Annotated in this window: 22 protein-coding genes; 10 read left to right on the forward strand and 12 right to left on the reverse strand. The window is 62.7% G+C overall.

Annotated elements, in window-relative coordinates:
- Nucleotides 1–333: 333 nt before the first annotated feature.
- Together B7H23_RS00800 and B7H23_RS00805 are read left to right on the forward strand one after the other, a co-directional pair.
- Nucleotides 334–870 (forward strand): DUF2975 domain-containing protein, encoded by a 537-nt coding sequence (locus B7H23_RS00800; protein ID WP_094075519.1) that lies wholly within the window; start codon nt 334–336, stop codon nt 868–870.
- On the forward strand, nt 870–1076 hold the full coding sequence (locus B7H23_RS00805) for a helix-turn-helix domain-containing protein (protein WP_094075520.1): 207 nt from the start codon (nt 870–872) through the stop codon (nt 1074–1076). The genes B7H23_RS00800 and B7H23_RS00805 overlap by 1 nt, the downstream gene beginning before the upstream one ends.
- Before the next feature lie 18 nt (nt 1077–1094).
- Here the strand turns inward: B7H23_RS00805 and B7H23_RS00810 are convergent, their stop codons facing one another.
- A complete protein-coding gene (locus B7H23_RS00810; RefSeq protein WP_094075521.1) occupies nt 1095–1397 on the reverse strand; it encodes a chorismate mutase in 303 nt (100 codons plus the stop codon).
- A gap of 218 nt (nt 1398–1615) precedes the next feature.
- Here B7H23_RS00810 and B7H23_RS00815 point away from each other — a divergent pair, with 218 nt between their 5' ends.
- The gene (locus B7H23_RS00815; RefSeq protein WP_094075522.1) at nt 1616–2020 is read left to right on the forward strand and encodes a DoxX family protein; all 405 of its coding nucleotides are present in this window, start codon (nt 1616–1618) and stop codon (nt 2018–2020) included.
- On the opposite strand, the gene hisG is transcribed toward B7H23_RS00815, so the two are convergent.
- From hisG to hisS, 3 genes are read right to left on the reverse strand one after another with little or no spacing between them, the layout of a single operon-like run.
- Nucleotides 2017–2736, reverse strand: a complete 720-nt coding sequence (gene hisG / locus B7H23_RS00820; RefSeq protein ID WP_094075523.1) for an ATP phosphoribosyltransferase — start codon at nt 2734–2736, stop codon at nt 2017–2019. The genes B7H23_RS00815 and hisG overlap by 4 nt on opposite strands.
- Complete coding sequence (locus tag B7H23_RS00825; protein ID WP_094075524.1) at nt 2733–3851, reverse strand: ATP phosphoribosyltransferase regulatory subunit; 1119 nt, start codon at nt 3849–3851, stop codon at nt 2733–2735. The genes hisG and B7H23_RS00825 overlap by 4 nt, the downstream gene beginning before the upstream one ends.
- Nucleotides 3852–3861: 10 nt before the next feature.
- Nucleotides 3862–5484 carry a histidine--tRNA ligase gene (hisS, locus tag B7H23_RS00830; RefSeq protein ID WP_094075525.1) on the reverse strand — a complete coding sequence of 541 codons (1623 nt, stop codon included), beginning with the start codon at nt 5482–5484 and terminating at the stop codon, nt 3862–3864.
- 180 nt (nt 5485–5664) lie between these two features.
- Between hisS and B7H23_RS00835 the strand changes: the two genes are divergently transcribed.
- Nucleotides 5665–6549, forward strand: a complete 885-nt coding sequence (locus B7H23_RS00835) for a DMT family transporter (protein WP_094075526.1) — start codon at nt 5665–5667, stop codon at nt 6547–6549.
- A 48-nt stretch (nt 6550–6597) separates the two neighbouring features.
- Here the strand turns inward: B7H23_RS00835 and B7H23_RS16280 are convergent, their stop codons facing one another.
- Both B7H23_RS16280 and B7H23_RS00845 read right to left on the reverse strand, forming a co-directional pair.
- On the reverse strand, nt 6598–7050 hold the full coding sequence (locus B7H23_RS16280; RefSeq protein WP_094075527.1) for a BA14K family protein: 453 nt from the start codon (nt 7048–7050) through the stop codon (nt 6598–6600).
- A gap of 105 nt (nt 7051–7155) precedes the next feature.
- Nucleotides 7156–7788, reverse strand: a complete 633-nt coding sequence (locus B7H23_RS00845; protein WP_094075528.1) for a DNA-3-methyladenine glycosylase I — start codon at nt 7786–7788, stop codon at nt 7156–7158.
- A 245-nt stretch (nt 7789–8033) separates the two neighbouring features.
- On the opposite strand from B7H23_RS00845, the gene B7H23_RS00850 reads away from it, so the two are divergent.
- The gene (locus B7H23_RS00850) at nt 8034–8837 is read left to right on the forward strand and encodes a L,D-transpeptidase (RefSeq protein ID WP_094075529.1); all 804 of its coding nucleotides are present in this window, start codon (nt 8034–8036) and stop codon (nt 8835–8837) included.
- Nucleotides 8838–8852: 15 nt separating this feature from the next.
- Here B7H23_RS00850 and glcF read toward each other — a convergent pair whose 3' ends face one another.
- Genes glcF through B7H23_RS00870 form a run of 4 tightly spaced genes read right to left on the reverse strand, consistent with a single transcriptional unit; the run spans nt 8853 to nt 13649 of the window.
- Nucleotides 8853–10241: a glycolate oxidase subunit GlcF gene (gene glcF / locus B7H23_RS00855; RefSeq protein ID WP_094075530.1), complete on the reverse strand. Its 1389-nt coding sequence runs from the start codon at nt 10239–10241 to the stop codon at nt 8853–8855.
- Nucleotides 10241–10906 (reverse strand): hypothetical protein, encoded by a 666-nt coding sequence (locus tag B7H23_RS15790; protein ID WP_143534697.1) that lies wholly within the window; start codon nt 10904–10906, stop codon nt 10241–10243. The genes glcF and B7H23_RS15790 overlap by 1 nt, the downstream gene beginning before the upstream one ends.
- An 11-nt stretch (nt 10907–10917) precedes the next feature.
- Complete coding sequence (gene glcE / locus B7H23_RS00865) at nt 10918–12141, reverse strand: glycolate oxidase subunit GlcE (protein WP_094075532.1); 1224 nt, start codon at nt 12139–12141, stop codon at nt 10918–10920.
- On the reverse strand, nt 12138–13649 hold the full coding sequence (locus B7H23_RS00870) for an FAD-binding oxidoreductase (RefSeq protein WP_420814455.1): 1512 nt from the start codon (nt 13647–13649) through the stop codon (nt 12138–12140). Before B7H23_RS00870 ends, glcE begins: the two co-directional genes overlap by 4 nt.
- A 90-nt stretch (nt 13650–13739) precedes the next feature.
- Here B7H23_RS00870 and B7H23_RS00875 point away from each other — a divergent pair, with 90 nt between their 5' ends.
- A complete protein-coding gene (locus tag B7H23_RS00875) occupies nt 13740–14672 on the forward strand; it encodes a LysR family transcriptional regulator (RefSeq protein ID WP_094076786.1) in 933 nt (310 codons plus the stop codon).
- A 36-nt stretch (nt 14673–14708) separates the two neighbouring features.
- Here B7H23_RS00875 and B7H23_RS00880 read toward each other — a convergent pair whose 3' ends face one another.
- The gene (locus tag B7H23_RS00880) at nt 14709–16046 is read right to left on the reverse strand and encodes a DUF3422 family protein (protein WP_094076787.1); all 1338 of its coding nucleotides are present in this window, start codon (nt 16044–16046) and stop codon (nt 14709–14711) included.
- Nucleotides 16047–16128: 82 nt separating this feature from the next.
- Between B7H23_RS00880 and B7H23_RS00885 the strand changes: the two genes are divergently transcribed.
- The 3 genes from B7H23_RS00885 to B7H23_RS00895 are packed head-to-tail and all read left to right on the forward strand — an operon-like array spanning nt 16129 to nt 19078.
- Nucleotides 16129–16956 carry a (Fe-S)-binding protein gene (locus tag B7H23_RS00885; RefSeq protein WP_094075533.1) on the forward strand — a complete coding sequence of 276 codons (828 nt, stop codon included), beginning with the start codon at nt 16129–16131 and terminating at the stop codon, nt 16954–16956.
- A complete protein-coding gene (locus tag B7H23_RS00890) occupies nt 16953–18380 on the forward strand; it encodes a LutB/LldF family L-lactate oxidation iron-sulfur protein (RefSeq protein ID WP_094075534.1) in 1428 nt (475 codons plus the stop codon). Before B7H23_RS00885 ends, B7H23_RS00890 begins: the two co-directional genes overlap by 4 nt.
- Complete coding sequence (locus B7H23_RS00895; protein WP_094075535.1) at nt 18377–19078, forward strand: LutC/YkgG family protein; 702 nt, start codon at nt 18377–18379, stop codon at nt 19076–19078. The genes B7H23_RS00890 and B7H23_RS00895 overlap by 4 nt, the downstream gene beginning before the upstream one ends.
- Nucleotides 19079–19137: 59 nt before the next feature.
- Here B7H23_RS00895 and B7H23_RS15980 read toward each other — a convergent pair whose 3' ends face one another.
- Nucleotides 19138–19278, reverse strand: coding sequence for a hypothetical protein (locus B7H23_RS15980; RefSeq protein ID WP_158215729.1), 141 nt, complete (start codon nt 19276–19278; stop codon nt 19138–19140).
- 299 nt (nt 19279–19577) lie between these two features.
- Here B7H23_RS15980 and B7H23_RS00900 point away from each other — a divergent pair, with 299 nt between their 5' ends.
- Nucleotides 19578–20348, forward strand: coding sequence for a 16S rRNA (uracil(1498)-N(3))-methyltransferase (locus B7H23_RS00900; RefSeq protein WP_094075536.1), 771 nt, complete (start codon nt 19578–19580; stop codon nt 20346–20348).
- Nucleotides 20349–20383 lie beyond the last annotated feature (35 nt).

Genomic DNA, 20383 nt, shown 5'->3' on the forward strand with positions numbered 1-20383 from the left:
CATGGGCTTCTAAGGAAGCCCGTAGCACGCCCATCTCTTTGGGTTGGTCGAAGTCCCCTTCGGGGCTTCGACTGGCGGCATGGGCTTCTAAGGAAGCCCGTAGCACGCCCATCTCTTTGGGTTGGTCGAAGTCCCCTTCGGGGCTTCGACTGGCGGCATGGGCTTCTAAGGAAGCCCGTAGCTCACCATCGCTACTTCCTGAGAGGGGCGGTCTTCGGGCCGCCCCTTTTTGTTCCTGCAACGCGACAAAGAATTTTTGTTTTTCAGAAAATAGTTATTGCAAGACAATAATTTTCTGACTAATAGGCCGTCAAATAGTCAGGAGCAGACCTCATGGAACGAAACATCCGCAGACAACGTATCGTCCTCTGGAGCAGGGCCCTCAATCTCCTTCTGACCGCCATGGCGGTTGTCGCGCCATTGGCCGTTGTCGTTATGGGCGCAACAATGAGTGCAGCGGAAATCGCTGCAAGCGCCGACGTCGATCCTGCTCTCTTTCCGACCGTTACCGACGATAAGCGTATCGCGATTGTCGTCCTCACCGTCATCCCGGTGCTCGTCCTCTCCTATGGCCTGCTTCGGTTGCGCACGGCCCTATCCGCTTTTCGCAGGGGCCAGTATTTTTCGCGGGACGTTTTCGTGGCCTTCCGCAGTTTCGCCAGCACCCTGCTTGCCGCGACGCTTCTGCGGCTGGCGGTCGTTCCGCTAACCGGCTTGATCCTTTCTGCCGGCAGCGAAAAAGGCAGCCTTGCGATCACGATCGGCTTCGACACGATCCAGTCGCTGGTTCTCATTGCCGGCTTCTGGCTTCTGGCCTGGGTCTTTACCGAGGCCGCCGCGATCGAAGACGAAAACAGGCAGTTCGTCTGATGCCGATCGATGTGCGCCTGTCCGTCATGCTGGCCGAACGCGGCGTCAGCGGGCGCGACCTTGCCGAACATATCGGCATTACCCAGGCCAATCTGTCCCTGCTGAGGCAAGGCAAGGTTAAGGGTATCCGCTTCGAGACGCTCGAGCGCATATGCGAGTTTTTAGAGTGCCAGCCGGGGGACCTGCTGCGCTACCGCAGCGAGTGACCGGACGGGACGACCGGTTCAGCCGCCGATAACCTTGCTTTCCCGCGCAATGGACCATTCGACGATCTCATGCCAGATCGTCTCGGCCAGTTCGGGATCGAAACCGCGATCATTGGCGGCGCGGCGCGCATTCGACAGCACCTCCGCCACGCGCGTCGGCACCCGCGCCGGCAGCTTTTCCACCTGCTTCAGTTCGATGGCCCGGTCGATATAGGTGCTGCGGAGCGCGAGAAGCTCCATCAGATCGGCATCGATCGCGTCAATTTGCTGGCGCAGTTCTCTCATCGTGCGGCATTGCTGCGCCGAGCGCCGATCCGTCATGACAGTCTCTCCGTAAATCGTGCAGCCCACCTGCCTGGCCGCCGCGGTTCAGTTCTCCGACGCCCTTAGCAGATGAACCGGGCGTTGATCACGCCGTAATTGAGCGTTCCTGGCAGTGCTGTTTTCCACCGGGCAGGCCCTTGCCACCCGGTGCAGGGCTCGACAAATGCCTCTCCGCAACAAAATGTGCGGGCAGAGCAATTCGAAGAGGGACCCCCATGGCCGACACACTCGCGACCAAGCGCGCCAATAACGACATTTTCCTTCTGATCGGCCGCATTCTGGCTTCGAGCATCTTCATCGCATCGGGCGCGCAGAAGCTGATGGGCATTGAAGGAACCGCCGGCTATATCGAATCGGCCGGCCTGCCCTACCCCGTCATTCTGGCCTGGGTCGCCGCCATCTTCGAGACCGTGGCGGGACTGCTTCTGCTGGTCGGGTTCCTGACGCGCTCGGCGGCGCTGGCGCTGACCGGGTTCTGTTTCTTCACCGCCTTCGTCTTCCATTTCCAGCCGGACGACCCGCAACAGATGACGCAATTGATGAAGAACATCGCCATGACGGGTGGTTATCTGGCCTTCGCCGCCGTCGGCGCGGGACGCTTCTCCATCGACCGGAGCTAGGCGGTCTCCGAGACCATCGCGCGGATGGATGCGGCGATCTGGCCCATCCGTTCACCCTTGTCGCCGGCAAGCGAGCGGCGATTGGCGACGAGGCAGGCCTCGCTCTCCAGAATGACGCCGTCGTCGAGAACGCGAAGATCGTTGGCGTGCAGCGTGGAGCCGCTGGACGTGATGTCGACGATCACGTCGGCGCTGCCGGCGGCGGGTGCGCCTTCCGTCGCGCCGAGGCTCTCGACGATCCGGTAAACCTGGATGCCGTGGCGCTGCGAGAAGAACTCCTGCGTCAGCCGCCAGTATTTCGTGGCAATGCGCAGCCGCCGCCCATGGCCGGCGCGGAAATGGGCCGCCACATCGTCCAGATCGGCCATGGTGCGCACATCGAACCAGCAGTCCGGCACAGCCACCACCACGTCCGCCCGCCCGAAACCGAGCCGTGCTTCGATGGCGACCTTCTCGTCCCAAGCCGGCAGGCTTTCGCGCACGAGATCCTCGCCGGTCACACCGAGATCGACCGTGCCGGCACCCAGTTCACGAGCGATCTCCGAGGCCGACAGAAAGGCAATCTCCAGCCCGTCCATGCCCTCGACGCTTGCCCGGTACTGGCGGGAATCGGCGGGTTCGCGCACATTGTAGCCGGCGGCGCGCAGAACGCCCATCGCCTGCTCCTTCAGCCGGCCCTTGGAGGGCAGCGCCAGCGTGATGGTCCCGCCGCTCATCGACCCGCCTCCAGCACTTCTATCCGGTCAAGCCAGGCGACGAAGCCGACGCCGGGGATGGGACGTTCCGCCCCCAACAGCGTCAGCAGCCGGTCGTAGCGCCCGCCGCTCGCCAGCGGCCTTTCATGGCCTTCCAGCCCGACCTCGAAGACGAGGCCGGTGTAATAGTCGAGCGGGCGGCCGAAAGCGGCATCGTATGTGACCGTGCCGGGGTCGATTCCCGCCAGCCGGATCGCCTCGATCCGCGCGGCGAACAGTTCGATCCGCTCGGTCACATCAATTTCGGCCTTCCCCTCGAAGGCCGTCAGCGCGCGACCGGCTTCGGCCAGCGGCACGCGCAGGGCGATGAAACGTTCCAGCGCGGCCAGCGCATCGTCCGGCAGCCGCGTCGCAGCGAGCGCAGCGCGCTCCTTCAGGCGCGCGGCGATCTCTTCGGGCCGCCGCCCGGCCATGGGCGAGATGCCGGAGCCGGCCATGGACACTTCGATATGGGCCACAAGCGCGGCATCGTCGCCCGATGAAAGGAGGTCCGCGACCCGGCTGTCCTGCGTCACCGCCGGCGCTTCCCGGCCGGACAGGACATTCAGCGCGTTGGCGAGCGCATCCGGCTGACCGAAGGCACGCAGCAGGCGCATCTGCCAGCCGCCCGGCAGGCCCAGCGCCTCCAGAATGGCGGCAAAAACGGCCTGATCGCCGAGCGTGATATGCAGGCCCTCGCCCGTGCCGCGCAGCCGCGCGACGAGGCCCGCCGCGTCGGCCAGTGCGCGCGCATCGGCGGCAATCGCGTCTTCGGTGTCGAGATCCTCGATGCCGGCCTGAAAGAACTCGCTGTCACCGTCGCGATGCTGGCGGAAGACCTGCGCGCAGAGCCCGTAGCGGATCGGTTCGAGCGGACGCTCCTGCAGATGTTTGAGGCAGACGGGAATCGTGAATTCCGGCCGCAGGCACAACGCCTTGCCGGTTTCGCTCTCGGTCAGGAAGATGCGGCGGCGCAGATCCTCTCCCGCCATGTCGAGAAACGGGTCGGCCGGCTGGATGACCGGCAGCACGGTGCGCCGCGCGCCCGCTTCTTCCAGATACGCCTCGGCGGCGCTCAGCATCTGCGGTAGAGCCATGATGCGCCGCCTAGCCCGCCGCGCCCGCGCGCTCGGCCGCGTGGTCCGCAAGGCGCTCGCGGATGGCGTCGATCAGCTTGGTATAGTCGAGGTCGCCCTTTTCGTCCCGAACAGGGACTTCGAATTGTCCGGGACGGGTTTCGCGCCACTCCTCATTGCTTTCGATGGCCTGGGCCTGCTTGCGGCCTTCGATCAGGTCCTTCACCTGCACGATGCCGCGCCCCATCTCGTCGCTGCCCTGAATGATGGCGAGCGGGCAGCCGCGCCGGTCGGCATAGCGGAGCTGGTTGCCGAATTTCTTCCAGTTGCCCTGATACATCTCGACCGGAACGAAGGCGTCATCGGTGCGAAGACCGTCGCGCAGCGCCTTGGTCAGCGCGGCATAGTCGCTCATCCGCTCGCCATCCATCACGGTGACGAGCACCGGCGCGAGCACATCTGTGTCGTCCAGCTTGCCGAGGTTTTTGAGGGCGGTCATCAGACGCGAGACGCCAATGGAAAAGCCCGTCGCCGGCACATCCTGTCCTGTGAAGCGCTTCACGAGCCCGTCATAGCGCCCGCCGCCGCCGACCGAGCCGAACTGCACCTTCTCGCCCTTTTCGTTGACGACATCGAACAGAAGTTCGGCCTCGTAAACGGGACCGGTATAGTATTCGAGACCGCGGACGACGGAGGGGTCTACGAGAATACGGTCGGCATCGTAGCCAGCTGACAAAACCAGATCTTCCAATGCCGAAAGCTCGTCCTGACCCTCCAAGTAGGTGGGATTTTGCATGCTGCCTCCGAGCAATCCCTGGCGCGGCAAACTTAATTTTTGTCTTACTTTTTCTGAAGCTATCCGCTGCTTGGTATCAACTGCATCTGCAGAATTCAGAAATGTGTCAGCTACGAAACCTATGTAACTACTTTTCAGCCCCGCGCCCGGCGTGAAATCGCCTTCGCCTTCCTTGCCGCCGTCCCAGCGGCCTTCGCCGAGAAGCTGGCGGACGCCCTCAATGCCGAGCCGATCCAGCTTGTCGATGGCGCGGAGGACCGTCAGCCGCCGTCCGGCATTCTCCTCGCCGCCAAGGCCGATGGCCTCCATCACGCCGTCCAGCACCTTGCGGTTGTTGACGCGGATGACATATTGGCCGCGCGGGATGCCGAGCGCCTCCATCGTGTCGGCCATCATCATGCACATTTCGGCATCGGTCTGGACGGATGGCGCGCCGACCACATCGGCATCGAACTGCATGAACTGGCGAAAGCGGCCCGGGCCAGGCTTCTCGTTGCGAAACACCCAGCCGGCGCGATAGGTGCGGTAGGGCAGATTGAGCGTCTGAAAATTCTCCGCCACATGGCGGGCGAGCGGCGCGGTCAGATCGTAGCGCAGGCTCATCCACTGCTCGTCATCGTCCTGCAGCGAAAAGACGCCCTCATTCGGCCGGTCCTGATCCGGCAGGAACTTGCCGAGCGCGTCGGTATATTCGAACATCGGCGTCTCGACCGGCTGGAAGCCATAGCTCTCATAGACGCGCCGGATGGCCGCCATCATCCGGTCCGTCGCGCGGATATCCTCCGGCGAACGGTCGACGAAACCGCGCGGCAGACGCGCCTTCAGCTTCTGAAGCTTCTTCTTTTTCTTCTCGGCCATGGGCTCACTTGCAGGATCGGTGTGGCGGCGGGAGGTGATACGTAATTGATTACTTACCAAACGGCCCTCCCCCTAGCGAAAAGCCCCGTTTCCGGCAAGGCGGCGCGCGGGCCGTAACGTTTGCCTTGCCTCACCGTATTGCAAAAGGCCAGCTTGGCGCGAACAAGGGACGGAGACGGCATGGCGATCTTTCTGCTGGCGGCGCTGACGATGGTCGCGTTCGCCGCCAATTCACTGCTCAACCGGCTGGCGCTGACCGACAGCGCCACGGACTGGTCGGCCTACACCTTCGTGCGCATTGCATCGGGCGCCATCATGCTGATGGCGCTTCTGGCGTGGCGATCCTGGCGGGCGTCGCAGGCCGACCAGGCCACATCCGCGCAGGGACTGTCCCTTCGGCCACCCGGCTCGTTTGTGTCCGCCCTCGCGCTCGTCGCCTATGCCGCCGCTTTCTCCTACGCCTATCTGTCGCTGGAGACCGGCATGGGAGCGCTGATCCTGTTTTCGCTGGTGCAGGCCAGCATGATCGCCTGGGGCCTCGTTTCCGGAGAGCGACCGAGTGGTCTGGAATGGACCGGCATGGTCGCCGCGTTCGGTGGCTTCGTCTGGCTCGTCTCGCCGGGCCTTTCGGCCCCCGATCCGCTCGGCGCGGCGCTGATGGCGCTCGCCGGGATCGCCTGGGGCATCTATACGCTGCGCGGCAAGGGGGCCGCTGATCCGCTGGGGCTCACCGCCGGCAACTTCCTGCGCGCCGCGCCGCTCGCCCTCGTGCCGCTGCTTTTTGCGGCGGTCGCGGGAAGCTGGAACATCGACGGCTACGGCGTCTTTCTGGGCATCCTTTCGGGCGCGATCACCTCTGGCCTCGGCTATGCGCTCTGGTATCGGACGCTGCGCCATTTCACCGCGACGCAGGCGGCAATCCTGCAACTGACGGTGCCGGTGATTGCAGCGGGGATGGGCCTTGTCTTTGCCGGCGAAGAGCCGACCCTGCGGCTGATGGCGGCGTCGGCGATCATTCTCGGCGGAGTGGCCATCGCCATTCTGGCCCGTCGCCCGCATACATGAAAAAGCCCCGCCGGATGGCAGGGCTTTTGGAGAGACGTTCCGCCGCGATCAATCGTAGGGCGAGTAGCACTGGCGGCGCGGGCCGTGATAGGGCTGGAACGTGTTGTCGTAGGACCGGTAGGACCGGTAGCGATTGTGGCACCAGCGGTAATGCGCGCGCGAGAAGCCATCGCTGTAGCGATAGCGCGGCTTATAGTAGCGGCGCGGCCTGTCAGGGTAGTAATAGCGCGGCGCGGTGCGGTAATATCCGCCCCGGTAGAAGGCGCGGGGTGGGAAATACCAGCCGCGATATTCCCGCCATCCGCGATGCCAGCGGCGGCTGCCACGATGACCATTGTAGAAATAAATGCCGCCCCGCACCCGGAAATCGACATTCTGCGGAGTGTTCGTGCTGGTTGTCTGCGGCGCTGCCGGGATCGACAGGGGGGCAGCCTGGGCCGGGCCGACGCCCGTAAAGCCGATAGCGGCAGCTATGGCTGCGATCGTCATCATCTTTTTCATGGATGTCCTCCATAAAGGGCCCTTCGTAAGGTTAACTAGATTTGTGGCCGGGAAGTTCCATGGTGTTTCACCCTGTCGTGAGCGGCATTTCAGATCCATAAAAGATCACTCCGGCACACAGAGGATCTCGCGCGCCTCAGTGCAGCCGGCCCGCGCCGTGCAGCCCTCCACGTGATCATTGACCAGTCCCATCGCCTGCATGAAGGCGTAAGCCGTTGTCGGTCCGACGAAACTCCAGCCGCGCTTCTTCAATTCCTTTGCCAGCCGTTTGGAGGTCGTCGTTGCCGGATTGGCGACGATTGCCTCCCACGTCACCGGGTCGGGCCGTTCGCTTTGCGGCGGTTCGAACGACCAGAAAAAAGCGGCGAGGCTGCCCGCCTCACGCTGCAGTTCGAGCGCGCGTGCAGCATTGTTGATCGCCGAGCGGATCTTGCCCTGGTGACGAACGATGCCGGCATCGCCGAGAAGCCGCTGCACGTCGCCCTCGTCGAAAGCGGCCACCTTCTCAAGCTCGAAGCCGGCAAAAGCAGACCGGAAATTCTCCCGCTTCTTCAGGATCGTCAGCCAGGAGAGGCCTGACTGGAACCCTTCCAGCACGATCTTTTCGAACAGGCGCGTATCCTCCGTGACCGGACGACCCCATTCCTTGTCATGGTAGCGCCGATAGAGCGGGTCGCTGCCCGCCCATTGGCAACGGCACACGCCGTCCTCGCCTTGTCTGAGACCGTTCCCCTGCATAGTCGCTCCATTGCCGGGCCACCCACCCCGGAGCAGCCGATCGCCTTTAACACCTTCTTTACCGCGCCGGGAAACCTCGTCCTAACCCTGAAGAACGGTTTCGGTTCTCCATCGCATTTTACGGGAGGCTCTTAACCGCTTGGAGTCCGGCGCTACGGCACGCTGGATGCAACGAAATACCACCCCGCCAGTTCGGGACAAGTGCGTTCGGCCGTTTCGGCCCGTCGAGTTCGAAGAGTTTGCGTATGTTAAAACCGTTCACCCTCCCTGCCCTTCTGGCGTCGCTGGCGCTTCTGAGCGGACTGCCGGTCCCGGCAGCACTGGCGCAGCAGGCCGTGATGGTCAGCCGCGACGTTGCCGAGCCATGGATCATGCAATTGAAACCACGCGCCTTGCCGGGCCGGGCCGGACGGGCCGCCAGCCGGGTGCAGCGCGGTTATGTGGTGCGCCCCTCGGCTCCGCAGCGCCGGGTGGCGCTGCCGCGTGCCCGGACCGTTCAACCGGGCAGGGTTCAACAACGACGCATAGCGCTTCCTGCGCCGGTCCAGCGCACATCTATTCCCGCATCACGGCCCCTCGCCAACCAGACGATCGATCCCCGCTTTCTGCCGCAGATCGTCGATTATCGCGGCAGACAGAAGCCCGGAACGATCGAGATCGATACCGCCAGCCGTTTTCTCTACCATGTACTGCCCGGCGGAAAGGCCAAGCGCTATGGCGTGGGCGTCGGAAAGCCCGGCTTCGAATGGAGCGGCACGCACAAGGTCAGCCAGAAGCGGGAATGGCCGGACTGGCGCCCGCCGGCCGAAATGATCGCACGCGAGAAAAAGAAGGGCCGCAACCTGCCGAGCTATATGGCGGGCGGACCATCCAATCCGCTCGGCGCGCGGGCGCTCTATCTCGGCTCGACGCTCTACCGGATTCACGGCACCAACGCGCCCTGGACCATCGGCCAGAACGTCTCCTCCGGCTGCATCCGGATGCGCAATGAGGATGTGCAGGATCTCTACGGGCAGGTCGGCGTTGGCACGAAGGTGGTGGTGAGATAGGCCATATCGATACCGTCAGGAGACCGTGACAGCAGCCTCTTTCGCAAGGGTTTCGAGAAGCGAAGCCGTTTCGCTCTTAGCGGCAGGTGCGCGACCCTCCGGCGCGCCGTCGGGCTTCGGCCCGCCATAAGCCCAGTCGAGCAGCTTGACCGTGTGAATGAGCGGCACGCCCGCCTCGCCCGACAATTGCATAATGCAGCCAATATTGCCGGCGGCGATGACTTCCGGCTCCGTTGCCTTCAGGTTCTTCAGCTTGCGTTTTTTGAGCCGGCCTGCAATCTCCGGCTGGGTGATATTGTAGGTGCCGGCAGACCCACAGCACAGATGCTTCTCCGCCGGTTCGGACACATTGAAGCCAGCCGCGCGCAGCAGATCGATGGGCGTCTCGGTGATCCGCTGACCGTGCTGCATCGAGCAAGCCGAATGATAGGTGACGTTCAGGCCCGTCTCGTTCACCGGCTCCGGCAGATCGAGCGCGTAAAGATATTCGGTGATGTCCTTGGCGATCGCGGCGACCTTTTCGGCGCGTTTCGCATAGCCCTCGTCGTGCCGCAGCATGAAACCGTAATCCTTGATCGTGGTTCCGCAGCCGCTGGCCGTGATGATGATCGCGTCGAGCCCCTCGCCCTCGATCTGGCGGCTCCAGGCATCGACGTTCTTTCGCGCGAAATCGAGCGACGCTTCCTCGCGGCCCATATGGTGGACGAGCGCGCCGCAGCAGGTTTCGCCGCGCGGCACGACCACCTCGACACCGACCCGGTTCAGGAGGCGGATCGTCGCTTCATTGGTTTCGGCATCGAGAACGCTCTGTGCGCAGCCGGTCAGAATGGCGACGCGCCCGCGCCTGGCGACGGTCGGGTCGGCACGGCGGACGCCAGGCGCAACACTGTCGCTCTTCGGCGGCATTTGCGCCGGAGCCAGCGCAAGCATGGCGGTAAACGGTTTCGTCAACTCCCAGCGTCCGAAAAGACCGGCGAAGGGGCGGCCGATCTGCGCGCCGCGCAGCGCCAGCCGGAACCGCGACGGGTAAGGCAGGACCGCCGCCAGCACGTTGCGCAGCGCGCGCTCGTGCCATGGTCGCTTATAGGTCTTCTCGATATGGGCGCGGGCATGGTCGACCAGGTGCATATAGTTCACGCCCGACGGGCAGGTCGTCATGCAGGCAAGGCAGGAGAGGCACCGGTCGATATGGGTGACGGTCTTCTCGTCAGCAGGCCGGTCGTTCTCCAGCATCTCCTTGATGAGGTAGATGCGCCCGCGCGGGCTGTCGAGTTCGTTGCCGAGCGTGACATAGGTCGGGCAGGTGGCGGTGCAGAAACCGCAATGGACGCATTTGCGCAGGATCGCCTCGGAATGGGCGGTGGCAGGATCGGTCAGCTGCTCGGCGGTGAAATTGGTCTGCATCAGCGACTCTTAGGCGTCATAACCACAGCATAGCCACACTGCCAATATCTGTAGCCATCCCAATCTTTAGAATTAATTCTTATACCTCCCTGAAACTTGAATTCAGGATACGCTGACTTTGACTTTTCCATAAAATCCTCCAAGGTTGTCCGAAATACTTCTTCTGCCTCCTCGTTCATACAACCAGCGTCGTTGTCGATTTCTTCTTCGCGGTCGCGTGTAGCTGCAAAAGCTGCCCAACGAAATGTTCCCTTGTTCAATACCCCGTACTTCTCGATCAATTTAGCTGATCTATCTACATCCTTAGATAAATTAGAATAACCGAATTGCCTTTTAACCTCGACAATACCAATGGGAAAATCTCTTTTGTGCCAATACACAATATCCGCACGCTGTCCATTTTTCAGTAAAGTTGGTATTCTTCCTCTTTCTCCTGATTTACCTGACAAATCTCTTAACATTTTGAATCCAGTTTCTAAACTTACGAAGCACCTTTCGTCTTTTTCGCATCCAGCATCGTATAGACTCTTAGCTACTGCAGCAGAAATTAACGACTCCGGTCCTGATTGACTGATTGACCAACCTCCTGTCATATCAAGATAATTATTGTTAGCGATTTCAATTCCACTCAAAATTGCTTGATATGTTTCTTTTGCTGTCAGCATTTACTGTCTCTCTAAGCCACCATTTTTCCGGGATTGAGAATGCCCTTGGGGTCGAAGGCGTCGCGGATCCGTTTTTCCAGCGTAACGAGGGGTTTGGCCTGCGGCTGAAAAGGTACGGCGAAACGCCGTTCGCTCGGCGTCGCGCGGATGAGCATGGCGTGGCCGCCGCCATGGGCTGCCACGGTCTTCCGCACGAGCCCCGACAGCGTATTGCCGCCCTCCATTCGTACCCAGGCCAACCCGCCCTGCCAGTCATAAAAGGCGGACGCGCCGGCCTCCATGCGCAGCGCCATCACCGCTTCATGGGCGTCGGACGGTTTCATCGAGAGCCGCCAGACCGGGCGCTGCCTCTGATCGGCGAAGGGTTTGACGTCGCGAATGTCGGACCAGAGCCGCTGGCTCCGTTCGGCGTCCAGCGTTTCGATCTCGCCGAGCCGGCCGAACATCGCCTTCAGCTTCTCGGCGCGTTCATGGACGGAGCTTTCGAACCCCTCCAGACGCATCAGCGTGGCCGGCTCCGAGCCAAGCGCGCCATCGAGCACCTTGCCGGCAGTGAGTTCGGGCAGATGCGCCGCGCCCGTCACATCGGTGGACGTCGCCATGGCGTGAGCAAGGACGGTCACGGCATCGGCCTCCAGCAGGCCACGCACGGCAAGGGTCGCTTCGGTCTCCGGCTTCGGCTGCACTTTCAGCGTGACTTCAGTCAGAACGCCGAGCGTGCCGAAACTGCCGGCCATCGGCTTCACCAGATCGAGGCCGGTAACATTTTTCATCACCCGCCCGCCATTCTTGACGATCTCGCCTCTGCCATTGACGAAGCGGACGCCCAGCAGGCTGTCGCGGCAAGCCCCTGCGACGAAGCGGCGCGGGCCGGAGGCGTTGACCGCCACCATGCCGCCGACCGTCGGCTTGCCTTCGGTGCCGAGCAGGGTGTGGTGGTCGATCGGCTCGAAGACGAAGCGCTGATTGGCTTCGTCCAGCGCGGCCTGCAATTCGGTAAGCGGCGTTCCGGCTTTTACCGTGGCGACCATCTCATTGGGCGAATAAGCGACGATGCCGGAGAGTCTGGCCGTCGAGAGCGTGGCGAGGGCATCGACCGGGCGGCCGAATGTCCGTGTGCCACCACCTTCGATCTCGAGCGGCGTGCCCTCTTCGGCCGCTTCGCGAACGGCATCGGCCAATTCGGTCTCGTCAGCCGGCTCGATCCGCCGGTCGGCCTTGTCCGAAGGGATCATTCCGCCGCCTCCATTGGCGAAGGGCGCGTATCGGGGTCGGCCGAAGCCTTGCCGCCATCAGTTTCGCCGCGGCCTTCCAGCGGAAAGACCTTGGAGGGGTTGAAAATCCATTCGGGATCGAAAGCGGCGCGCACGGCCTTCATCTGATCGAGGTCGGTGTCGTTATATTGATGCGTCATCAGATCGCGCTTCTCGATGCCGACGCCATGTTCGCCGGTCAGGCATCCGCCGGCATCGACACAGAGCCGCAGAATATCGTTGCCGGCATCCTCCGCCTTCTGGCGTTTAACCGGATCGTTCACATCGTAGAGGATGAGCGGGTGCATGTTTCCGTCGCCGGCGTGAAACACATTGGCGGCGCGCAAACCGTAGCGCTTGACGATCTCGCCAGTCTCTTTCAGCACATAGGCAAGCTGGCTGAGCGGCACGGTGCCGTCCATGCAGATGTAATCGGCCACGCGGCCCGTTGCGCCGAAGGCGCTCTTGCGCCCCTTCCAGATCAGCGCCGCCTCGGTGGCGCTCTGGCTCTCCTTGATGGTCTGCACATCGTGGCGTCGCGCGATCTCGACAATACGACCGAGCTGGTCGGCCATTTCCTTGTCGGAGCCTTCGACCTCAACGATCAGCAGCGCTTCCGCATCGAGCGGATATCCGGCCTTGGCGAAGGCTTCGCAAATGGCGATGGCTTCCTTGTCCATGAATTCGATGGCCACGGGAATGATGCCGGCGGCGATGATGTCGGCCACGCAATCGCCGGCCTTCTCGGAGCTGGCAAAACCGAACAGCACCGGCTGCGCGCCTGCCGGCTTGGCGATCAGGCGGACGATGGCCTCTGTTACCAAGCCGAGCTGGCCCTCCGATCCGCAGACGAGGCCGAGCAAATCGAGGCCGGCCGGATCGAGTTCGCCCTCGCCGAGGCGGATGACCGTACCGTCGTAGAGAACCATCGTGACGCCGAGCAGATTGTTGGTCGTGACGCCATATTTCAGGCAATGCGCGCCGCCCGAATTCATGGCGATATTGCCCCCGATCGTGCAGGCGAGCTGGCTCGACGGATCGGGCGCGTAGAAGAAGCCGTCGGCGGACACCGCCTCGGAAATGGAGAGGTTGGTCACGCCCGCCTCGACCCGCGCCAGGCGATTGGGATAATCGACCTCCAGAATGCGCGACATTCTGGTCAACGAGACAATGACCGCATCCTCCTGCGGGATCGCTCCGCCACAAAGCGATGTGCCCGCTCCACGCGGCACAACCGGAACTTTTTTCCGCGCCAAGGCTTCCATCACTGCCGCGACTTCTTCGGTAGATGACGGCAGAACGACTGCCAATGGCAGTCGGCGATAGGCCGTGAACCCATCGGTTTCGAAGGCGCGCAACTGGACCGGATCGGAGACAACCGCCTCGTCAGGCAGAACCGACCGCAAACTGGAAACAATATCGTCCCGGCGCGCGAGAATGGAGGGATCGGGCTTGAGAAACTGGATGGACGTCACGATCGCTCCTCCCATCGGTGTATGCGTCAGAACACCAGAAATACATCTATGGCTTCGCCGCCAGCCCGCAAGATGCAGCCTGCCGAAACGGTCCGGGGAGCGAACATGACCCCGACCGCCGAACTGGAAATCTTCGCGCGTGTCGTCTCGGCCGGTTCGCTGTCGGCTGCGGGCCGGGAAATGGGCCTGTCGCCGGCCGTGGTGTCCAAGCGGCTGCGCAAGCTGGAAGACCGGCTCGGCACGCGCCTTCTGCAGCGGACAACGCGGCAGATCGCGTTGACCGAGGCCGGCCAGGGCTTTCACGAGCGGGTCGTTGCCATTCTGGCTGCCGTGGAGGAGGCGGAGTCCTTCGTTTCGCGTCGCTCGGCACAGGCCAGAGGCACTTTGAAAATCTCGGCCCCGACCTCGTTCGGGCGGATGCACGTCGCCCCGCATCTGACAGCCTTCATGGAAGCTCATCCCGATCTGTCGATCAATCTGGCTCTATCGGATGAGTTCGTCGATATCGTCGCGGATGGTTTCGATCTGGCGATCCGGATTGCCGAACTCCCCGACAGTTCGCTGGTCGCGCGCCGGCTCGCCGATGTCGAACGGCTTCTGGTCGCCGCGCCGGACTATCTAGCCAAGCATGGCGAGCCGAAATCGGTCGACGATCTGGCGCAGCATCTGTGCCTTCCTCCGCATAATGGCGAGCTTTGGCGTTTGGAAGGTCCCGATGGCGCGGCCGTCTCATTGCGGCCGGACGGTCCGCTTTCGACCAATTCGTCAGAAGTTCTGCGCGAAGCGGTGATCGCCGGTACGGGAATCGCCCTGCGCTCCACATGGGATATCGGCTCGGAGCTGGCGCGCGGCGAACTGGTGCACGTGTTGCCGGATTGGCGGGCATCGCGCCATATCGGACTTCATGCCGTCTATCCCTCGCGGCGCTTCCTGCCTGTGAAGGTCCGCCTCTTCATCGACTATCTGGCCGATCTGTACGGTCCCGAACCTTATTGGGACCATCCGCGCAATTCGGAGTATTCCACTGCGGCCGAATAGGCAGGCGATGGTTACGGCCGTCATCAGGCGAGCGCCCTATGACGGGTCGCGGTGACCTTTGCGGATACGCCAGACGATTGCGGCGATGGCCAGCACCACGACCGGCACCGAGAACGCCGTGACATAGGCCGGATCGACCGACGCGCCCAGCGGGTCGAGCCCCTTGGCCAGATAGCCAATCAGACCCACGACGTAATAGGAAATCGCGGCGATCGAGAGCCCTTCGACGGTCTGCTGCAGGCGAAGCTGCGCTGCCGTCCGCCGGTTCATCGATTTCAAAAGGCCGGCATTCTGTCGCTGTAGATCGATGTCGACCCAGGACCGGATCAGCGCCGAGGCGCGGGTTAGCTTGCGGCTCATATTGGCCTGCCGCTCCTCTACCGACCGCACGGTCCGCATCGCCGGCGCCAGCCGCCGCTCGAGAAAGGCGGTCCAGCTTTCGGAGCCGGAGACCGGCACCTCGCCAAGCGATTTCAACCTTTCCTCTACGATGCCGTTATAAGCGCGGGCCGCGCCGAAGCGATAAAGGCTCGAAGTCGCATCGGCTTCCAGGTCGGCGGCCAGATCGGTCACGGTTGCCAGCAAATCTTCTGCGTCACGCGGTCCCCCCGCACGCATCCGGTTGGCAATATCGGCCAGGTCGTTCTCGACCCGGGCGATGCGCGGCGACAGTTTTTGGGCCAGCGGCAGGGCCAGCATGGCCAGCGTCCGATAGAACTCGATCTCGATCAGCCGCTGCGCGAGTACCCCGGCGCGAGCCGGGGACAGGCCATCATGCAGAACGAGAATATGGGTGAACCCCTCCGCATCCTGGCGGAAATCGGTGATGGCGCTGGCCTGGCCCTTTTCCACCAGCGAATGGCTGAGCGTGACCGGATCGAACCGTTCGATCAGCTTTTCGCTTCTCGCGTTACGCGAATGGATCTCGAGATGAACGGCTGAGATGACGGTCCCAGGCGCCGAGAAGGACCGGCCGAACGGGCTCTGACCAAGAGGTTCGCTGCTTTCAGGGCGAAGAGGGGCATGCCACAGATAGGTCGAAAACTCGGTATGGCGCTCCCAGCGCAATTCGCCGTGCGGCAGGTCGATGGCGTAATGGCGGACGCTGCGGTCCGGCACCGACGCGCCCAGGGCCCGGCATTGCGACGCCAATGCCGACCAGGCCAAGCCGCTTCCCCCATCGGACATGAAAGCGATCGCCTTGATGATCGAGGGCGTTTCGACGACCGGGTTGGGCCGGGAATGCACTTCGCCAATCGCATCATTGCGCAGATGGTACGGCAAAAAACCGGCAACGCGCGCGCCGCGCTCCTCCAGCGCGGTGGTCCGATCCTGGTCGGCGGCGGACGGTTCCGACTTGCCATTTTCGTTCATTCCGGGGCGCTCGCCTTCCATTATGGCTTTCTCATTTCGTGATCGGATCGTGCCTGTTATACCAAAATACCGGGAAGGATACATGGAGCGAGGCATCGTGGTGGAGGAGATCGACAAAGGAAAGGGAGAGCAGTCCGCGCGACCGACGGTCGGCCTGTTCGTGACCTGCCTTGTCGATCTGTTTCGACCGACGGTCGGTTTCGCAGCGATCAAACTGCTGGAAGAGTCCGGCTGCGATATCACCGTGCCGAATACTCAGACCTGCTGCGGCCAGCCTGCCTACAATGCCGGCCATCGGAACGAAACGGCCGCCATCGCCCGACAGGTGGTCGCCGCCTTCGAGGCTTTCGACTACGTCGTCGCGCCATCCGGGTCTTGCGCGGCGATGATCCGCCATCACTACCCGGCGCTTCTCGCCGACGACCCAAAATGGGCAGCGCGCGCCGAAAAGCTAGCTGAGAAAACGCACGAACTGACCAGTTTTCTGACGGATGTCCGGTCTGTGAGCACTACCGCCGCAGCCCTGCCTGCAAGGACCAGCGCCACCTATCACGATAGCTGTTCGGGGCTGCGCGAACTTGGCGTGAAGGCTCAGCCTCGCGCGCTTCTGGCGAAGATCGACAACCTCGAACTGAAGGAAATGAACGATCCGGAGGTCTGCTGCGGGTTCGGCGGCACGTTCTGCGCCAAATATCCGGCCATCTCCGAAGTAATCGTCTCGGCCAAGACCAAAGACATCGCCGGAACCGAAGCCGACCTGCTGCTCGCCGGCGATATGGGCTGCCTGATGAACATGGCGGGGCGTCTTCGGCGAGAGGGTCACAGGACCGAAGTGCGGCACGTCGCCGAAATCCTTGCTGGCATGACCGATACACCGCCTATTGCGGGCTCCGGGGAGGATCGCTCGTGAAGGTTCATTCCGCCGAATTCATCGAACGCAGCGCCGAGGCCATTGGCGACAAGCAGCTTCAGCGTGCGCTCGGCAATGTCCGCGCCGGGTTTATCGGCAAGCGCGCCAAGGCCGCGGCGGCGTTGCCGGAATTCGAGGCGATCCGCGATGCGGCGGTCGGCATCAAGAACCATGTCCTCGATCATCTGGATGTCTATCTCGAGCGGTTCGAGGCCAATGTGAACGCCGCCGGCGGCCATGTTCACTGGGCGCGCGATGCCGACGAGGGCCGGGCGATCATTCTGGATATCTGCCACAAGGCCGATGCCCGAACGGTCACCAAGGGCAAATCCATGCTGACCGAGGAGATCGAACTCAACGCCCATCTCGATGCGCACGGGATCGAGGCCGTCGAGACCGATCTCGGCGAATACATCATCCAGTTGCGTGGCGAGACGCCGAGTCACATCATCGCGCCCGCCGTCCACCTCAACCGCGACCAGGTCGAGGCCGATTTCCGACGGGTCCACACAGGTTTCGACAAAGATCGCATTCTCGATACGCCCGAAAGCCTGCTGGGCGAAGCGCGCGAAGTGCTGCGCCAGCGCTATTTCGAGGCGGATGTCGGCATAACCGGCGCCAACTTCCTCGTTGCCGAAACCGGCAGCACGGTGATCGTGACCAATGAGGGCAATGGCGACCTGACGCAGACATTGCCGCGCGTTCATATCGCCCTCGCTTCCATCGAGAAGATCGTGCCGACGATGGAAGATCTTTCGACGATCCTGCGGCTTCTCGCCCGTTCGGCAACCGGCCAGGAGATGAGCGTCTATACAACCATCTCGACCGGACCGCGCCGCAACGAAGATCAGGACGGGCCGGAGGAATTTCATGTCGTGCTGCTCGACAATGGCCGCTCGGCGCTGCTGGGCACGGAGTTTCAGGAGGTGTTGCGCTGCATTCGCTGCGGGGCGTGCATGAATCACTGCCCGGTTTTTCATGCCGTTGGGGGCCATGCCTATGGCGCGGTCTATCCCGGACCCATCGGCGCAGTCATCACCCCGGCGCTGGCGGGCATCGACCAGGCTGGGCACCTACCGAACGCTTCGACCTTCTGCGGGCGCTGCGAGGCGGTCTGCCCGATGCGCATTCCCTTGCCGAAGCTGATGCGACAATGGCGTGAAAAGGAGTATGAGAAGGGCTATCAGCCCGGCGCCATGCGGCGCGGCATGAGCCTTTGGGCGTTTGCCGCCCGTCACCCGCGACTTTACAGGTTCGGCGCGATCATTGCCGCGCGAATACTGTCCGGCCTGGGCGGCACGCGACATCGTCTGTCGCGCCTGCCCCTTGCATCCGGCTGGACCGATGCGCGCGATTTGCCGGCCCCGGAAGGGCGAACCTTCATGCAGGCCTATGCCAAATCGGAAAAGGCGAAGCGGCCATGAGCAGCGCCAGAGACATCATCTTGCAAAGGATTGGCAAGGCTATCGAGGAAGGTCGTGCACCGCCCCGATCCGAAAGGGAGAGCGGCGCCGAAGCCTGTCTCGCAGCAAAGGAAAACGTTCTGGTGCCAGCGGGCGCGAACGTCTCCGGCGACGAGGCCATCGCCCTTTTCACGCAAAAGGCGCAAAGCGTTCAGACCACCATCCGGCATGTGGCCGCAATCTCGGACGTGGCCGAGGCCGTCTCCCAATACCTAACCGCCAAAAACCTGCCACAGGCGATCCGGCGCGGAAGCGACCCGCTTCTCGACAGGGCCGGTTGGGAAGCACAGCCGTTGATGGAGGTGACGATCGGCCCCTCGGACGGTTCCGACCGCGTCGGCCTGTCGGTGGCGGTGAGTGCAGTCGCCGAAACAGGAACCCTCATTTTGTCGTCCGGGCCGGACAATCCGACGACGCTGAACTTTCTGCCCGACCACCATCTTGTCGTCCTATCCGCCGCGCGGATCGTCGGGCCGCTGGAAGAGGCTTTGCGGGCGACGGTCGCCGAGGCCGGTCCGGCCGGCATCCTGCCGCGCATCGTCAATCTGATTACCGGGCCGTCACGCTCCGGCGATGTCGAGCAACAGATCGTGCTGGGCGCTCACGGACCGCGCGCCGTTCACGTTATCCTCATAGGCGACCATCCGACCGCGGTCTGATCCCAAAACGAAACACCCCGCTTGCGCGGGGTGTTTGCCAAATTGCTATTTTCAAAGGATCAGTTGATCGCGGCAACAACACCGTAACCGGCGGCGTAGCCATTGCTGGCTTCGGCTTCAGTTGCGTTCATGCCAACATACCAGATACCGGCGGCAGTCAGGGTAAAAACGGAAAAAAGGGCTGCTTTCACGGCGTTCATCTCGAATGGTCTCGCAATCTCGGTTATAGATCAATTTGCTTTCCGAAACGTTCCCGCCGGCAGGGTCGCTTCATTCGAGGGGCTAACGGAGTGTGGCGGATGTGGTTCCCCAAAAGAACACAATTCTGCTCACTTTGCCGTTACCCAAGAAACAGCACGTGATCGGTAACGGGCGGCTTATGGGCCCAAACCGTAACAGGCGAAAGTCATTAAATCGTTGTCGTTGACGCTCCCTGTGGAAACGTGTCCTACCCGCAACAGCGACCGTCCATTAACCATTCACAAACCATAGAGAGACAATGCGCGCCGATTACCGCCTGCCCCGCCTCTTCATCGACGGTGATCTATCCGAGGCAAAGCCTGTCGTTCTGACCAAGGATCAAAGCAACTATCTACTCAATGTCCTACGCATGGACGACAGCGCCCCGTTGCTTCTCTTCAACGGGCGCGACGGCGAGTGGCGCGCGGCGCTTCGGCGATCGGGCAAAAAGGGCGGGGTACTGGAGATCGGAGAACAGGTGCGGCCGCAGCCGCCGATGCCCGACCTCCATTACCTTTTCGCGCCGCTAAAGGTCGGCCGTATGGATTATATGGTGCAGAAGGCGGTGGAGATGGGCGCCGGCATTATCCAACCGGTTCAGACCCAGCACACGCAGATGCCGCGGATCAATGCCGGCCGGCTGGAAGCCAATATGCGCGAAGCGGCCGAACAGTGCGGCATTCTGACGCTTGCCGAACTGCGTCCGATGCAGAAGATCGGCCCGCTGCTGGAAGGGTGGAATCCAGCGCGCCGCATCGTCTTCTGCGACGAGGATGCGACCGACGACGATCCCGTGCCGATCCTTTCCAGGCTGACGCCCGGCCCGATGGCCGTTCTCATCGGCCCGGAAGGCGGGTTTTCGGACGACGAACGGCGGATGCTGCGCGCCCTGCCCTTCGTGACGGCCATTCCGCTCGGGCCGCGCATTCTGCGCGCCGATACGGCCGCGGTGGCGGCACTGGCCCTCGTTCAGGCGGTTTGCGGCGACTGGCGCGGAAATGTCCACGACGATCGTGTGACAGACGATTGATCTTCCCGGCCGCCTCCGCCATCTATGCGAAGATT

The sequence above is a fragment of the Notoacmeibacter marinus genome (assembly GCF_002238045.1).
Taxonomy (GTDB): domain Bacteria; phylum Pseudomonadota; class Alphaproteobacteria; order Rhizobiales; family Rhizobiaceae; genus Notoacmeibacter; species Notoacmeibacter marinus.